The 14711-nt window shown below is 69.5% G+C and carries 16 protein-coding genes and 1 pseudogene; 11 read left to right on the top strand and 6 right to left on the bottom strand.

Features of this window, described 5'->3' with window-relative positions:
• Positions 1–71 precede the first annotated feature (71 nt).
• Complete coding sequence (locus HNQ73_RS14390) at positions 72–386, top strand: NIPSNAP family protein (RefSeq protein WP_183335573.1); 315 nt, start codon at positions 72–74, stop codon at positions 384–386.
• A 97-nt stretch (positions 387–483) separates the two neighbouring features.
• Complete coding sequence (locus HNQ73_RS14395; protein ID WP_276513681.1) at positions 484–1377, top strand: dihydrodipicolinate synthase family protein; 894 nt, start codon at positions 484–486, stop codon at positions 1375–1377.
• Here HNQ73_RS14395 and HNQ73_RS14400 read toward each other — a convergent pair.
• The 4 genes and pseudogenes from HNQ73_RS14400 to HNQ73_RS14415 all read right to left on the bottom strand — a co-directional run bounded on the left by HNQ73_RS14400 (position 1358) and on the right by HNQ73_RS14415 (position 5582).
• On the bottom strand, positions 1358–2053 hold the full coding sequence (locus HNQ73_RS14400) for an ATP-binding cassette domain-containing protein (RefSeq protein ID WP_183335574.1): 696 nt from the start codon (positions 2051–2053) through the stop codon (positions 1358–1360). The genes HNQ73_RS14395 and HNQ73_RS14400 overlap by 20 nt on opposite strands.
• Positions 2050–3729: an ABC transporter permease gene (locus HNQ73_RS14405; RefSeq protein WP_183335575.1), complete on the bottom strand. Its 1680-nt coding sequence runs from the start codon at positions 3727–3729 to the stop codon at positions 2050–2052. Before HNQ73_RS14405 ends, HNQ73_RS14400 begins: the two co-directional genes overlap by 4 nt.
• A gap of 7 nt (positions 3730–3736) precedes the next feature.
• Positions 3737–4960: an ABC transporter substrate-binding protein gene (locus HNQ73_RS14410; protein ID WP_183335576.1), complete on the bottom strand. Its 1224-nt coding sequence runs from the start codon at positions 4958–4960 to the stop codon at positions 3737–3739.
• Positions 4961–5089: 129 nt separating this feature from the next.
• Positions 5090–5582, bottom strand: a pseudogene (locus HNQ73_RS14415) (peptide deformylase).
• 197 nt (positions 5583–5779) lie between these two features.
• On the opposite strand from HNQ73_RS14415, the gene HNQ73_RS14420 reads away from it, so the two are divergent.
• The 7 genes from HNQ73_RS14420 to HNQ73_RS14450 all read left to right on the top strand — a co-directional run bounded on the left by HNQ73_RS14420 (position 5780) and on the right by HNQ73_RS14450 (position 12405).
• Positions 5780–6463 carry a TetR/AcrR family transcriptional regulator gene (locus HNQ73_RS14420; RefSeq protein WP_244650216.1) on the top strand — a complete coding sequence of 228 codons (684 nt, stop codon included), beginning with the start codon at positions 5780–5782 and terminating at the stop codon, positions 6461–6463.
• Positions 6464–6506: 43 nt separating this feature from the next.
• Complete coding sequence (locus HNQ73_RS14425; protein WP_183335577.1) at positions 6507–7745, top strand: metal-dependent hydrolase family protein; 1239 nt, start codon at positions 6507–6509, stop codon at positions 7743–7745.
• Between the two features lie 32 nt (positions 7746–7777).
• Positions 7778–8998 carry an ABC transporter substrate-binding protein gene (locus HNQ73_RS14430; RefSeq protein WP_183335578.1) on the top strand — a complete coding sequence of 407 codons (1221 nt, stop codon included), beginning with the start codon at positions 7778–7780 and terminating at the stop codon, positions 8996–8998.
• Between the two features lie 191 nt (positions 8999–9189).
• Complete coding sequence (locus tag HNQ73_RS14435; protein ID WP_183335579.1) at positions 9190–10053, top strand: branched-chain amino acid ABC transporter permease; 864 nt, start codon at positions 9190–9192, stop codon at positions 10051–10053.
• Positions 10053–10940, top strand: coding sequence for a branched-chain amino acid ABC transporter permease (locus HNQ73_RS14440; RefSeq protein ID WP_183335580.1), 888 nt, complete (start codon positions 10053–10055; stop codon positions 10938–10940). The genes HNQ73_RS14435 and HNQ73_RS14440 overlap by 1 nt, the downstream gene beginning before the upstream one ends.
• The gene (locus HNQ73_RS14445) at positions 10937–11695 is read left to right on the top strand and encodes an ABC transporter ATP-binding protein (RefSeq protein WP_183335581.1); all 759 of its coding nucleotides are present in this window, start codon (positions 10937–10939) and stop codon (positions 11693–11695) included. The genes HNQ73_RS14440 and HNQ73_RS14445 overlap by 4 nt, the downstream gene beginning before the upstream one ends.
• Positions 11692–12405 (top strand): ABC transporter ATP-binding protein, encoded by a 714-nt coding sequence (locus tag HNQ73_RS14450; RefSeq protein ID WP_183335582.1) that lies wholly within the window; start codon positions 11692–11694, stop codon positions 12403–12405. Before HNQ73_RS14445 ends, HNQ73_RS14450 begins: the two co-directional genes overlap by 4 nt.
• A 4-nt stretch (positions 12406–12409) precedes the next feature.
• On the opposite strand, the gene HNQ73_RS14455 is transcribed toward HNQ73_RS14450, so the two are convergent.
• Complete coding sequence (locus tag HNQ73_RS14455) at positions 12410–12829, bottom strand: DUF3830 family protein (protein WP_183335583.1); 420 nt, start codon at positions 12827–12829, stop codon at positions 12410–12412.
• Positions 12830–13231: 402 nt separating this feature from the next.
• Here HNQ73_RS14455 and HNQ73_RS14460 point away from each other — a divergent pair, with 402 nt between their 5' ends.
• Both HNQ73_RS14460 and HNQ73_RS14465 read left to right on the top strand, forming a co-directional pair.
• Positions 13232–13513, top strand: a complete 282-nt coding sequence (locus HNQ73_RS14460) for a hypothetical protein (protein ID WP_183335584.1) — start codon at positions 13232–13234, stop codon at positions 13511–13513.
• The gene (locus tag HNQ73_RS14465) at positions 13510–13965 is read left to right on the top strand and encodes a group III truncated hemoglobin (protein WP_183335585.1); all 456 of its coding nucleotides are present in this window, start codon (positions 13510–13512) and stop codon (positions 13963–13965) included. The genes HNQ73_RS14460 and HNQ73_RS14465 overlap by 4 nt, the downstream gene beginning before the upstream one ends.
• Here the strand turns inward: HNQ73_RS14465 and HNQ73_RS14470 are convergent.
• Positions 13962–14672 (bottom strand): L,D-transpeptidase, encoded by a 711-nt coding sequence (locus tag HNQ73_RS14470; RefSeq protein WP_183335586.1) that lies wholly within the window; start codon positions 14670–14672, stop codon positions 13962–13964. The genes HNQ73_RS14465 and HNQ73_RS14470 overlap by 4 nt on opposite strands.
• Positions 14673–14711 lie beyond the last annotated feature (39 nt).

The following is a 14711-nucleotide window of genomic DNA, read 5'->3' on the forward strand; positions in this document are numbered from 1 at the left end:
CCCGCATGAGCCCATGGTACCGCTCCGGTCTCCACCGACAGGACTGAAGCCGAATGGCCAGGAGCGACCCCATGACCGTCACCGTCTCCATCCGCTACTGGATAGACCCCTACAGGCGCGACGCCTTCGAGGCCTATGCGCGCAACTGGCTCGACATCATCCCCGCCTGCGGGGGCGACCTCGTCGGCTATTTCCTGCCGCACGAGGGCGTGAACAACATCGCCTGGGGCCTCATCTCCTTCGACAGCCTCGCCGCCTACGAGGCCTACCGGGCCCGGCTCCGGGCCGACCCGGCCGGGGCGGCGAACTTCCGCATGGCGGAGGAAGGCCGGTTCATCCACGCGGAGGAACGCACGTTCCTGAAGCCCGTCCGGCGGCAGCCGTGAGCGGTGCCGCGCACACTTGCCAGTCAATGTGGAATCTGTAACATGTTAGTCTATCCATCACGCGGCCCTCCTCCGCTCTCGTCAGGGGATTCTCGTCTTGTCCGCCACGCGCGACCGTTTCGGCCTGTCGGCCGCCATGACCCTTCCCGTCCAGACGGACGGCGCCATCGACCTGCCGCGCCTCGTGGCCCATGCCGGATGGTGCCTTGCCAACGGCTGCGACAGCGTCACGGCGTTCGGCACCACCGGCGAGGGACCTTCCATCGGGCTCGCCGACCGGTACAGGATCACCGGCGCGCTCCTCGGCGCCGGCATTCCGGGAAGGAAGATCGTCGGCGGTCTCGCAGCAACGTCGCTGGACGAAGCGCTCGCGCAGGCGCGGCTGACGCTCGACGCCGGCTGCAGGGCCCTGCTGCTGCCGCCGCCCTATTACTTCAAGGGCGTGAGTGACGACGGGCTCTTTGCCTGGTTCGCCGCCTTCTTCGAGAAGCTGGGCGGCGCGGCGCGCGACGTGATCCTCTACAATATCCCGTCCGTCACGGAGGTGCCGCTGTCGGTCGCGCTGATCGGCCGGCTGAAGGCCGCCTTCCCCGGCATCGTCGCGGGTGTCAAGGATTCCTCCGGCGACTGGGCCTATACCGAGGCGCTCCTCGCCGCCCATGGCGATCTCGTCATCCTGATCGGCGACGAGCGCTACCTCGCGCAGGGCGTGGCGCTCGGCGGCCAGGGCTCGATCTCGGGCCTCGCCAACGTCTGCCCGGACAGGCTCGCCCGGCTGATCGACCGCGCCGAGCCGGACGAAGGCATCAGCCGGCTCGTGGAGCTGGTGCTGAAATATCCCGTCACACCGGCGGTGAAGGCGCTCGTCGCCCACCGCACCGGCGACCCCGCCTGGCTCAACGTGCGCCCGCCGCTCGTGCCGATATCGGTGAGCGATGCGGCCGCCATCGGCGCCGGCTACGACGCCATTTTCAATCGCAGGGCGGCCTGACGCCGCCGGGGCCGTTGAGCGCCACCACCGGGCCACCTGCCGCCTCGGCATCCTCCGCGTCATGCGTGACGAGCAGCGTCGGCAACCCGCGCTCGCGGGCATGGGCAAAGACGAAGGCGCGCACCTCCGCGCGCAGCGGAGCGTCGAGCTTGCCGAACGGCTCGTCGAGCAACAGCGCCCGCGGCTCGGCGAGCAGGGTGCGCAGAAGGCTGACACGCGCCTTCTGCCCGCCTGACAGCGTGGCGGGATCGCGGTCCTCGAAGCCGGCAAGCCCGGCCTGCGCCAGCACCTCGGAGACCCGCGCGCGACGCTGCGCCCGGCTGCGCCAGCGTGTGCGCGGCAGGCCGAACAGCAGGTTGCCGGCGACGCTGAGGTGCGGAAACAGCACCGGATCCTGGAACAGGATGCCGACGTGCCGCGCCTCGGCCGGCAGCGTATCGAGCCGCTCCTTCCCGATCATCACGCGCCCCTCGGCCGCGAAGGTGCGCCTGTCGAGAAAGCCGGCGACATAGGCGAGCAGGGTGGACTTGCCGATGCCGCTCGGCCCCATCACCGTCGCCACGGTGCCGGGGGCGACGGTGAGGCTGAGCCTGTCGATGAGCCGCGCGCCCACGCGCGAGGTGATCGAAACCTCCTCGAGCACAAGCGCGCCGCGCAAGGCCGTTCCCTCGCTCATGCCATGCCCCTGAAGCGGCGGAAGGCGAGGAAGGGCAGCGCCAGCGCGAGGCCGTAGGCCGCAAGCGGCAGCGCCGCCTGCAGCACGGCGACGAGACCGAGGATGCGCCGATCGCCGCCGGAGGAGAGCGTGACGGCCTCCGTCGTCAGCGTCGCCACCCGCCCGGCCCCGGCGAACAGCGTCGGCAGGTACTGCGCGATCGAGACGGCAAAGCCGACGGCTGCGGCGATGAGGATGGGCCGGGCGAGCAGCGGCAGCTTCACCGTGAGGAAGACCTGCCACCGGCCGGCGCCCATCGCTGCCGCCGTCATGGCATAGCGCGGGTCGAGCGCACGGTAGGCATCGGCAAGGGACAGGAAGACGAAGGGCAGCACGAAGACGAGGTGGGCCCAGACGACAGCAAGCAGCGTGCCGTCGAGCCCGGCCCGGACCAGCAGCACCTGCACCCCGAAGAGGAAGGCGATCTGCGGCACGATGAGCGGCAGATAGACCAGCCATTGCACCGCAGCCCCGGGATGCAGCCCGTGGCGCTGCTCGTTCTCGAGGCAGGCCAGCGTCAGCACGAGGGCGACGGCAACGGCCGCAAGACCAATGCCGGCGCTCGTCGAGGCGAGCGCGGCGGCATCGCCGGCCTCGCCCCGCCAAAGCCACAGCTGCCAGCTGTCCGGCAGGGCGGCGGGAAAGCGCCACGACCCGGCGAGCGACCACACCAGCATCGCGAGCAGCGACAGCAGGCCGAGAAGGATGAGGAGAGCGGCGACGGCTCCGGCAACGCCGGCAGCCCCGCCGGCTGCGCGCGAGCGCGATCCGCGGGCGAGCCAGCGGCGTCCGAGGGCGGCAACGGGCCTTTCGAGGGCGAGCCAGAGCAGGATGGCAAGCGCCACGAGCACGAGCTGCAGCGTCGCGGCCGCTGCGGCCGTATGGAAGTAGGCAAGGTCGTAGCCCAGGAACCACCGCGTGGCGAGGACCGCAAGCGGCGGCGGGTTGGTGGAGCCGACGATGATGGCAACGTCAACGACCGACATGGAGAAGGCGAGGACGGCGAAGACCGGCAGGCGCACCTGCCTGTAGAGCTGCGGGAAGACCACCGACACCCAGGCCGTTGCCGCATCGCGGCCGAGCGCCCGCGCCGCCGCCATGAGCCGCTCGACCGGCACCGTGGCGGAGGCGGCGAAGACCATCAAGGTGAGATAGGGCACTTCCTTGATGAGAAGCGCGGCGACGAGGCTGATGCCGAGCGGGTCGCCCACTGTCACCAGCCCTGCCGGCGGCACCGCCCAGCCCGTCGCCCAGGGGGAGACGAGGCGCACCAGCCAGCCGCTCGGCATGACGAGGAAGGCGAAGCCCAGGGCGAGCCCGCTCGGCGGGCTGGCGAGCAGCGGAACCATGAGGCGCTGCAGCCGCGCCATGCCGGGCCGGTGCGCCACAGCGGCGCAGAGGCCCGCGGCGAGCGCGAGGGCAAGAAGCGTCGTCGCGAGCCCGGTGCCGACGGTGAGCGTCAGCGCGGTGGAAAGGCCGGGCGCGGCCAAGAGCCCGCGCCAGGGATCGAGCGAGAAGGTCGTGCCGCCGAGCGCCGGGAGGAAGCCGAAGGCCGGCAGCACCGTGAAGGCGAGCCCCAGGACAACCGGCCCGGCGAGGACGGCGAGCGTGGCGGCCGGGGCAAGGCGCAGCAGCATCGCCAGCTCAGCGCGTATAGCGCCGCTCCCACTCCGCGACGAGCCGCGTCATCCAGCTCGGATGCGGCTCGGGCAGCGGCGTGCCCAGCGCGGCATTGTCCGGCAGACCGACCGCATCGGCCGGCGGCGTGAAGCGGGCGCGCTCGGCCTCCGAAAGGCTGGCGAGGTCGAGCACCGTGAAGGCGCCGATCGTCGCAGGATCCTGCGCGCGCGCCTGCACCTCCGGCGACATCAGCAGGTTCGCCAGCACCATGGCGGCTTCCTTGTGCGCCGCGTTGAAGGGAATGGCGACGAAGCTCGTGTTGCCGATCGTGCCGCCGTCGAGCACATGGACGCGCGCAGTCTGCGGCAGCGTGCCCTTGCGGATGCCGACGGCAGCGTCGGCCGGGTTGAAGGAGATGGCGAGGGCGATCTCGCCGTCCGCGAGCATGGAGAGCTGCGCCGTGCCGGTGGCTGGAAAGTCCTCGCCGCCGCGCCACAGGTGCGGCCGCAGCGCATCGTACCAGGCCCAGAGCGGCGCCGTAGCCGTCGCGAAGGTTTCCTCGCTCGCCGGCTGCTGCAGCACGGCGGGGTCCGGCGCAAGCTCGACGAGCGCCTGCTTGAGGAAGGTGGCCCCCAGGAAGTCCCGCGGATGGGGATGCGTCAGCCGCCCCGCATGGGCCCTCGCCCAGTCGAGGAAGGCGGGGATCGTCCTCGGCAGGCTGGCGGGAGGCGTGCGCGCCGAATCATAGAGAAAGACGACCTGCGCCATTCGCCAGGGCGCGGCGTAGCCCTCCACCGGGATGGTGAAGTCGGTGAGGTTGGAGGGCTTGGTCCTGTCGACATGGCGCCAGTTGGGCAGCTTCTCGACGAAGGGACCGAAGAGCAGGCCCTTCTCCTTCAAGGACAGGAGGTTGGGGCCGTTGATCCAGACGAGGTCGACACTGCCCCCCGTCTCACGGCCGGCCGCCTTCTCCGCCACGACGCGGGTCACCGCCTCGGCGGTATCGGCGAGCTTCACGTGCCGCACGTCGATGCCGTAGCGCTCGCGGGCAAGCTCGCCGACCCAGGCGATGAAGGCGTTGGTCTGCGGATCGCCCGCCCAGGCGTTGAAGTAGACGCTCTGGCCGCGCGCCGCCGCCAGGATGTCCTGCCACGCCTCCTTCGCCTCGTCGGCCCCGGCAGGCGGGCCGAGGAAGGCGGCGAGGGCGGAGAGGCCCGCGGCCAAGGCAAGCGCGATAGAGCGATTCATGAACGGTACCCCGGCGCAGGCATGCGAGCCCTCCCGGCCGAGATTGGCCCGCTTTGCCGCCGCCGTCACGCGCCCGCCGGCCGCGCGGCGACGACGCCCGTTCAATTTGCGTTGAGGAGCCCTCCGTTCTCAGGGCCGGCGCAGCTTCTCATAGCGGCGCACGGCGCGCTCGCGCTTCAGCCGCGACAGCCGGGCGGTCCAGAAGATGCCGTCGAGCTGGTCGATCTCGTGCTGCAGGCACACCGCGAGGAGCCCGCCGGCCTCCTCCACCTTCTCCTCCCCGTCGAGCGTCCAGAACCGTACGCGCACATACGCCGGCCGCTCCACTTCCTCGCTGATGCCCGGCATGGAGACGCTGCCCTCCGTATGGCGCGCGTTCGTCGGATGCCCATTCGACAAGCGGGTTGACGTAGAAGCGTGGCTCCTCGTCCGGCAGCTCGATGACGACGAGCCGCAGCGGAACGCCGATGTGCGGCGCGGTGATCCCGATGCCCGGCGCGGCCCGCATCGTGTCGAGGAGGTCGTGCGCCAGGGCGTGCAGCGCCTGGTCGAAGGCGACGACGGGGGCCGCCACCTCGCGCAGGCGCGGATCCGGAAACATCACGATCGGTCTTGCCGCCATCGGCCCACGTCCTCGGCCCGCTTGCTCTCGGGCGGGCTTTGCCACGGGCGGGGCCGAAAGTCATCCCATCCGCGAAACGACGAGCAGGATGCCCGTTTCGGCGGCAGCCGTGCCCAACTTAAAAACAGGCCGGTCTGTACAAACAGGATTGACGGTTTCTTTCCGACGATTCAAACTTGTGGCGAAAAGGAGGCAACATGACAGAACGCCGGCAGCGACGGACGCAGCAGGAGCGCAGCGCGGACACGGTGGCACGCCTGCTCGAGGCGACCATTGACCTGCTGCACGACCGCGGCCTCTACCGCATGTCGACATCGGACATCGCCGAGCGCGCCGGCGTCTCGCGCGGGGCCCTGACCCACCATTTCAGCTCCAAGGAAGAGATCATCGTCGCCGCCGTGGCGCATATGCTGCGCCAGAGCACGGCCTCCCTGCACCAGATGGCCGCTGACATCCGCCACTCCGGCGGCTCCACCGACGAGATCGTCGACTTCCTCTGGCGGATCATGAACGACCGCCTGTTCTACGTGACGATGGAGTTCCTGCCGGAGGCCCGCCATAATGGCGACTTCCGCGAGAGCATCATTCCCGTCGTCAAGGAGTTCCATGCCGGGCTCAACGCCGTCTGGGCCGAGCTCGCCGGCCAGGCGGGGGTCGAGGTCGACCATGCGCTCGTCCTCATGAACGCAACCATGTGCCTCATCCGGGGCATGATCGCCCAGACACCCGTGAAGGACGACCCGGCCTATTTCCGGGACCTGCTCGCCTTCTGGAAACGCCAGGTCAAGCGCGAGTTCCGCCCCGCGGGGGAAACCGCCGCGACCGCCAGCAGCATCGCCGAGACCGTACCGGCGCGCGCGGACGTCGCACGGAAGGGCTGACAACGAGACACGGCGGCACCGCCGCACAAACCCAGGGAACACGATGAGCATCACCATCTTCCAGAACGCCAGCATCGTCGACGGCACCAGCGACGCGCCGCGCGAGGGAGTTCACGTCCTGGTGGAGGACAAGTACATCCGCGAGGTCTCCGACGCGCCGCTGCACGCGAAGGATGCCCGCGTCGTAGACCTTGCCGGCAAGGTGTTGATGCCGGGCCTCATCGACTGCCACGTCCACGTCGTCGCCTCCGAGGCGAACCTCGGCCGCAACGCGCTGCTGCCCGACTCGCTCGTGGCCGCCCATGCCTCCGCCATCATGCGCGACATGCTGATGCGCGGCTTCACCACCGTGCGTGATGTCGGCGGCGCCGACGTCGGCCTGCAGCAGGCGGTGGAGCTGGGGCTCTTCGAGGGGCCGCGCCTCGTCATCTGTGGCAAGGCGCTGTCGCAGACCGGCGGCCACTGCGATTTCCGCGGCCGCTACGACGTGCGCGACCGCCACGCCTTCGACCGCAAGCTCGGCTCCCTCGGCCGTATCTGCGACGGGGTGAGCGAGGTGCGTCTGGCCGCGCGCGAGGAGATCAAGGCCGGCGCCCAGTTCATCAAGATCATGGCCAACGGCGGCGTCGCCTCGCCCACCGACCCGATCGCCTTCATGGGCTTCTCGCGCGAGGAGCTGACGGCCATCGTCGAGGAGGCGCGCAACGCCCAGACCTATGTTGCGGCCCACCTCTACACCGACGAGGCCATCCGCCGCGGGGTCGAGTGCGGCATCCACTCCGTCGAGCACGCCAACCTCATCACGGCCGAGACAGCCAGGCTGATGGCCGAGAAGGGCGCCGTCGCCTGCCCGACGCTCGTCACCTACGAGGCACTGAAGAACGAGGGTGCCGAGTACGGCCTGCCCGAGACCTCCGTGGTCAAGATCGACGACGTGCGCCTGGCGGGCCTGCGCTCGCTCGAAATCCTGAAGGCGGCGGGCGTAACCATGGTGTACGGATCCGACCTCCTCGGCGCCATGCACCGCCACCAGTCGGAGGAGTTCGTCATCCGCGGCCGCGTGCTGCCTGCCGGGGACGTGATCCGCTCGGCCACGATCGATGCGGCGAAGCTTTGCGGCATGGAGGGCAAGATCGGCTGCATCGCGCCCGGCGCCTATGCCGATCTCATCGTCGTCGACGGCAACCCGCTCGACGACCTTGCCCTGCTGACGGGCCAGGGCCGGTCAATGCCCGCCATCATGAAGGAGGGGCGCTTCGTGAAGGACGCGCTCGACGCATGAAGCAAGAAACCCGATAAGCCAGAGGATATGCCATGAAGACAACCAGACGGGAATTCCTGGGCTCGGTCGCCGCCGGTGCGGCGCTCATTGCCGCGCCCGCGATCGTGCGCGCCCAGGGCGCCGACGTCATCCGCATCGGCGCGCTCTGCCCCATCACCGGTGCCGGCGGCCCCTACGGCTCCGGCATGCAGAAGATGATCATCGCCGCCGCCGAGGCCGTGAATGCGGCGGGCGGCGCCGCCGGCCGCAAGATCGAGATCGTCGCCGAGGACACGCAGACGAACCCGCAGGCGGCCGTGCTCGCGGCCAAGAAGCTCATCGAGGTCAACAAGGTGCAGGCCATTCTCGGCACCTGGTCCTCGGGCGTGTCGCTTGCCGTCATTCCGCTGACCAACGACGCCGGCATCCCGCTGATGCACTGCTCGGGCGCGCCGGCCCTGTCCGTGCCGCCGGCCAACGCCAAGGGCCTCGGCTTCCGCTTCCAGGCCACCAACGAGCGCTTCGGCCGCGCCTTTGCCGAGATCTGCGAGAAGGAGGGCTTCAAGCGCCCGGCCACCATGGCCTTCAACAATGCCTCGGGCATCGGCAACACCGAGGGCTTCGCCAAGGCCTGGAAGGCCAAGGGCGGCGAGGTGGTGGAAAGCGTCGTCTACGAGCCGAACCAGGCGAGCTACCGCTCCGAGCTGATGAAGGTGCTCGCGGCGAACCCGGACGTCATCGTCACCGGTTCCTACATCGCCGATACCACCATCATCCTGCGCGAGTGGTTCCAGACAGGCCAGCCGGTCAAGTGGATCATCCCCGGCTGGGCCGCGAACCCGCAGCTCGTCGAGGCCCTCGGCAACGAGGTCGTGGAAGGCATCATCTCGGTCGACTCCGTGTCGAACGAGGGCTCCGAGGCCTTCAAGGTCTATGACGAGGCCTACCAGAAGGCGATGGGCCAGCCCGGCACCAACAACGTCTATGCTGCCATGACGTGGGACATGATGACGTTGCTGGCGCTCGCCATCGAGGCGGCCGGGACCGCCGACATCCCCGCGGTCGTCGCCAAGCTGCGCGACGTCGACCACGCCGACGGCAAGAAGGTTTCCACCTTCGCCGAGGGCAAGGAGGCGCTGAAGGCCGGCAAGATCAACTACGAGGGCGCCTCGTCGTCGCTCGACCTCGACGAGTACGGCGACGTGACGCCCGACTTCGGTGCCTACTTCATCGAAGGCGGCAAGTTCAACCGCCGCTACATCGTCAAGATCTGAGAAGGGTTCGGGCGGCACCGCCTCCTGCACGTCGTCCGGATGGCCGGGAGCGGCCCGGCCATCCGCACGCCTCACGGCCCCCCTGCGCGGCCCGGCCGTGAGACTGACGGGAATCGGTCTGCGGAACTGTCGTCAAGCGACGCCGGCCCCGGGCGGCCGCCGTCGTTCATCAACCGGGCGGGGGAGATCCCTTGATCTACGCTCAACTCGCCGTCAACGGCCTTGTCCAGGGGCTCGTGGTCGGTCTCGGCGCCCTGGCGCTCACTCTCGTCTTCGGCATCGCGCGCTTTCCCAATGCGGCGACGGGTGACACCATGACCTTCGGCGCCTACACGGCGCTTACGGTCCACAAGGCCAGCGGCTCGCTGGTGCTCGGCAGCATCGCCGCTGTCGGCGGTGCCGCGGTGCTGGCGCTCGTCGCCTATCTCGCCGTCTTCAAACGCCTTGCCGGACGCTCGGTCGTGTCGCTGCTCGTTGCCTCCATCGGCATCGGCTTCATGATCCGCGCCGGTCTCGGCATCGCCTTCGGCCATCAGCAGCAGGTGTTCAACGTGCCCCTGTCGCGGCCGATCCGCATCGCCGGACTCGCCATCAACCCGCTCGACCTGCAGCTGGCCGTGGTCGCCGCGGTCGCCCTCGCAGCGGTCTTCGCCATTCTCTATCTCACGCCCATCGGCCGGCAGATGCGCGCCGTCGCGGACAACCGGGATCTCGCCCGCGTCTCCGGCATCCGCCCCGAGCGCGTGATGACGGCCATGTGGCTCATCGCCGGCGGCGTCTGCGCCATCGGGGGCATGATGCTCGGCATCAAGACGGTCGTCGCGCCGGAGGTCGGCTGGGACATGCTGCTGCCGATCTTTGCCGCGACGATCCTCGGCGGCATCGGCAGCCCGGTGGGTGCGGTGGTCGCCGGGCTTGTGCTCGGCGTGGCGCAGGAGGTGTCGACGCCCTTCGTCGGCTTCACTTACAAGATCGCCCTGTCCTTCGTCGTGCTGCTCGCCGTGCTCCTGGTGCGGCCACGCGGTCTCTTCGGACGCATTGAGGGAGTGCGCTGATGGACGCCTATCTCGCGGCGATCGCGATCATCGCCCTCATCTACATGCTCCTGTCGCTGGGCCTGACCTTGCAGTACGGGCTCACCGGCCTCATCAACTTCGGCCATGTCGGCTTCTTCGCCATCGGTGCCTACACCTCGGCGCTCCTGTCGCTGCAGGGCGTCCCGCTGGCGCTGTCCATTCCCGCCGCAGCGGTGACGGCGGGCATCGCGGCCTGGCCCATCGGCCTCATCTCGCTGAGACTGCGCGACGACTATTTCGCCATCGTCACGCTCGGCTTCTCCGAGACGGTGCGCCTCGTCATCACCAGCGAGAAGTGGCTCACCAATGGCGTGCAGGGCATCCCCGGCATTCCGCGCCTGTTCGAATCCATCTCGGTGGGCATCGGCGCGCAGCTCGCCGTCATGGGCGTGCTCCTCGTCGTCACGCTCGCGGCGATCTATGCCATGCGCCGCATCGTCGCGAGCCCCTTCGGCCGCGTCATCGAGGCGATCCGCGACAACGAGGAGGCGCTGCAGGCTCTTGGCAAGGATCCGGCCCGTTTCAAGATCCAGGTGCTGATCCTCGGCTCGGCGCTCGCCGGCATCGCCGGGGCCTTCTATGCCCACTACATCACCTACATCGTGCCTGACCAGTTCATCCCGCTCGTCACCTTCTACGTGTGGATGGCCATCATCATCGGCGGCGTGGGGCGCGTCTCCGGCGCCGTCGTCGGCACCGGGCTCCTGATGCTCTTCCTCGAGGGCTCGCGCTTCCTGCGCGACATCGTGCCGGGCGTCTCGGAGGTGGAGATGGCCTCGCTGCGCATCGGCGTCGTCGGGCTCCTGCTCGTTCTCTTCACCATCTACCGCCCGCAGGGCCTCATGGGGGATTTCACCAAGCGATGAGCCTCCAAGTCAGCAACATCTCCAAGGCCTTCGGCGGCTTCCAGGCGCTCTCGGGCGTCTCGCTCGAGGTGCCCACGGGCGCCCTCGTCGGCCTGATCGGCCCGAACGGCGCCGGCAAGTCGACGCTCTTCTCCGTCATCTCGGGCTTCATGCCGCCGGACGAGGGCTCGATCAGCTTCGACGGCAGGAGCCTCGACGGGCTGAGCCCGGCGGAGCGCGCCCGCAGCGGCCTCGTGCGCACCTTCCAGGTGCCGCGCGAGTTCGCCCACCTCACCGTGCGCGAGAACATGATGGCCGCAGCGCCCGACCAGACGGGCGAGAGCCTCGTCGGCCTCTTTTTCCGCCCGGGCAAGGTGCGCGAGGAGGAGCAGCGGCTGGCCGAGGAGGTCGCCGAGGTCATCCGCTTCCTGCGGCTCGAGCGCGTGGCGGACCAGCCGGCGGGCAAGCTCTCCGGCGGGCAGAAGAAGCTCGTGGAGCTTGGCCGGGCGCTCCTCGTCAAGCCGCGCCTCATCCTGCTCGACGAGCCCTTCGCCGGCGTCAACCCGGTGCTCATCGGCGAGATCATGGAGCGCATCCGCGAGCTCAACGGCCGCGGCATCGGCTTCCTCGTCATCGAGCACGATCTTGAGGCGCTGACGCGGCTGGCCCCGCACCTCTACGTCATGGACCAGGGGCGCATCCTCACCCAGGGCGCGCCGGACGCGGTGCTCGCCGACGCGCGCGTGCGCGAAGCCTATCTCGGAGGCGCAGTGTGACCATCCTCGCCATCGAAAACCTCAAGGGCGGCTATTCCGAGGTCGACATCCTCAACGGCATCGACCTCTCCCTCGACGAGGGCGAGATCCTGACCGTGGCAGGCACCAACGGCGCCGGCAAGTCCACGCTCGCCAAGGCGGTGGTCGGCCTGCTGCCGCGCGTCTCGGGCGCGGTGCGCATCGCCGGGCGCGACATCCTCTCCCTGCCGGCGGAGGACCGCATCGGCCTCGGCATCGGCTACGTGCCCCAGGTCGCCAACATCTTCCCCTCGCTCAGCATCCTCGAGAACCTGCAGGTCGTGCAGGGCGTCAGGGACCAGCACGCCCGCATTGCGGAACTGTTCGAGCTCTTTCCGCTGCTCGGCGAGCGGCGGCGCACGCGCGCCGGCAGCCTCTCGGGCGGCGAGCGCCAGCAGCTCGCCTTCGCCCGTGCCCTGATGCCGCGGCCGAAACTGATGATCCTCGACGAGCCGACGGCCGCCCTGTCGCCGGCGCGCGTGGCCGACGTCTTCTCGCTCATCGCCCGGTTGCCGTCGCTCGGCGTCTCCGTGCTGATGGTGGAGCAGCGCGCGCGCCAGGCACTCGCCATCTCCCATCGCGGCTGCATCCTTGACGGCGGCAAGGTGGCGCTCGAGGGCTCGGCGGCGACGCTGCTCGCCGACGAGCGGGCGGCCGAGCTCTATCTTGGCCGCGGCCGCACGGAGGGTTGAGACCTCACACGCGCTCGAAGGAGATGTCCTGCGCCCCCTCCCACAGCACCTTGTTGCCGAGCTCCGGCAGCTTGTCGAGATTGCTGGTGATGGTCAGGAAGTGGTTGCCGGCAAGCGGGCCGGCCATGCTGGCGAAGGCAACGCGGCCGTAGGCAAGCAGGATCTCCGTCTCGCTGACGCCGCCGGGATAGAGCACGACCTCGCCCGGCGCCGGATAGCAGGTGGCGTTCTCGAAGCCGACGCCGAACTGCATGTCGCCGAGCGGGATCCACACCGCCTGGCCGCTCCAGCGTACGTGGATGGCCTTGTTGCGGAAGGGCAGATGCTTCAGGAAGGCTGCGCAGGTCGCCGGGGCCTTCTGTGTTTCGAGCCGTGCGTCAAACCTGACGCCGGCAAGCGTGATGACGAGTTTCTCCACACCCATGCTCCCCTCTTGCGGGACGGCGCGGGCGGTTGCACCCGCCGCCCTCCGTCCTGTCGATCGTTCGCCGCGGCGTACGGCGGCTCCGTCGTTCTCGCCCGCCGGTGCCGTCCGGGCAAGCCCGTTCCGTCGGCACCTGCGCCCGAGGCCTCGGGCGCGGTTTCGTGCGTACGATGGGCGACGGCAAAAGTCCTCCAAACTGCCGCAATCGTCCGGCACTCGTGAGCACATGATTCTCGGCGCATCCAGAGATCCGAACCGCTTCCGCCGGCTGACGCATGTCGTCACCCGGAACGGGTGCGGTCCGGCCTGACGACCAGGCGAGCGCCTCACCCGTTCCGGGACTTCCGCACATCGAACATCGCTGTGTTGCAGCGCGCACCCGCGCGCAAAGGAGGTCGACCCGTGACGATCGGTATCCGGACGTTCTTCTGCCATGCGTGCAGCCGCACCGTGCCGCGCGCGGCCGTGCGCTGTCCGTGGTGCTTCAGGCCCGTCCATGCCGGCATTGCTGCCCCGCTGCCTGCGGACTGGCAGGGCTATCTCGCGCCCGCCGAGCCGGCAGTGCCCCGGCGCTCGCCCGTACAGGGCGACAAGGGAGGCCATGAGCCGCACCCCGAGAAGGTTCTGCCGGAAGGCGACCGTGATAAGGTACCGATCGCCGACATCGACGCGGAACAGGGATGATGGAACAGAACCGGCGCCCGCGCGGCGCCAGTCCAGGCGGCGACACCGGCATCGACGAGGCGATGATCGAGCGGCTCGTGCGGACCTTCTACGGCAAGGCTCGCGCCGATGATCTGCTCGGGCCGGTTTTCGCCGCCCATGTGGCGGACTGGGAGGCGCACATTGCGCAGATCTGCGCCTTCTGGTCCTCGGTGACGCTGAAGACCGGGCGCTACAGCGGCCGGCCAATGGCGCGGCACCTGCCGCTGCCGGTGGACGCGCGGCACTTTGACCGCTGGCTGGCGCTGTTCGAGGAGACGGCGCGCAAACTGTGCCCGCCCGCAGCAGCCGCCCGTTTCATGGCCCACGCGAGAGCCATCGCCGAGAGCCTCGAGCTCGGCATCGCGACCCATAACGGCCGCCTTCTCATGCGCGGCGAGCGCTACCGGATGGACGCCCCCGGCCGGAACTAGGCCGGCAGCACGATCACCTTCGTCTTGACCGGCGTGCGGTCGTAAAGGTGGATCATGTCCTGGCTCAGCAGGCCGACGCAGCCGCTCGTGATGTTGTTGCCGATCGTCTCCGGGTCGGAGGTGGCGTAGATCGTGTAGAGCGTGTAGGCGCCGTTCTGGTAGAGGTAGAGCGCGCGCGCCCCGAGGGGGTTGTCGAGCCCGCCCGGCATGCCGCGGGCATATTTGGCAACCTCCGGCTGACGGCGGATCATCTCCGGGGGCGGCGTCCAGACGGGCCATTCGGCCTTGCGCCCGACATAGGCATCACCGTGCCAGAGGAAGCCCTGGCGGCCCACATTGGCGCCGTAGCGGGTGGCGTAGCCGTCCCCCTCGATGCGGTAGACGTAGTAGTTGCTCGGGTCGACGATGATGGTGCCCGGCTCCTCCTTCGACTCGTAGCGGACGGTGCGGCGGTAGTATTTCGGATCGACCTTGGAGACGTCGACCGCCGGAATGGGAAACTTCTCGTCGGGCACCGGCCCGTAGACCTGCCGCGCTTCGGCGAGGCTCATGCCCTCCGATGTCACGCAGGCCGACAGCCCCAGCCCGCCGAGGCCGACGGCGGAGCCGACCAGGAACGCCCTGCGGTCCAGAAGCCCCCGGCAACGCCCGGGCGAAACCGCCTTGTCCGTCTCGCCGGCATCGGCAAACCCACCGTCCATCGTCATGTCTGGAGCCCTACGCCTGTTACCCGGCAAGGGAACGGT

The organism is Chelatococcus composti (genome assembly GCF_014201415.1).
GTDB lineage: Bacteria > Pseudomonadota > Alphaproteobacteria > Rhizobiales > Beijerinckiaceae > Chelatococcus_A > Chelatococcus_A composti.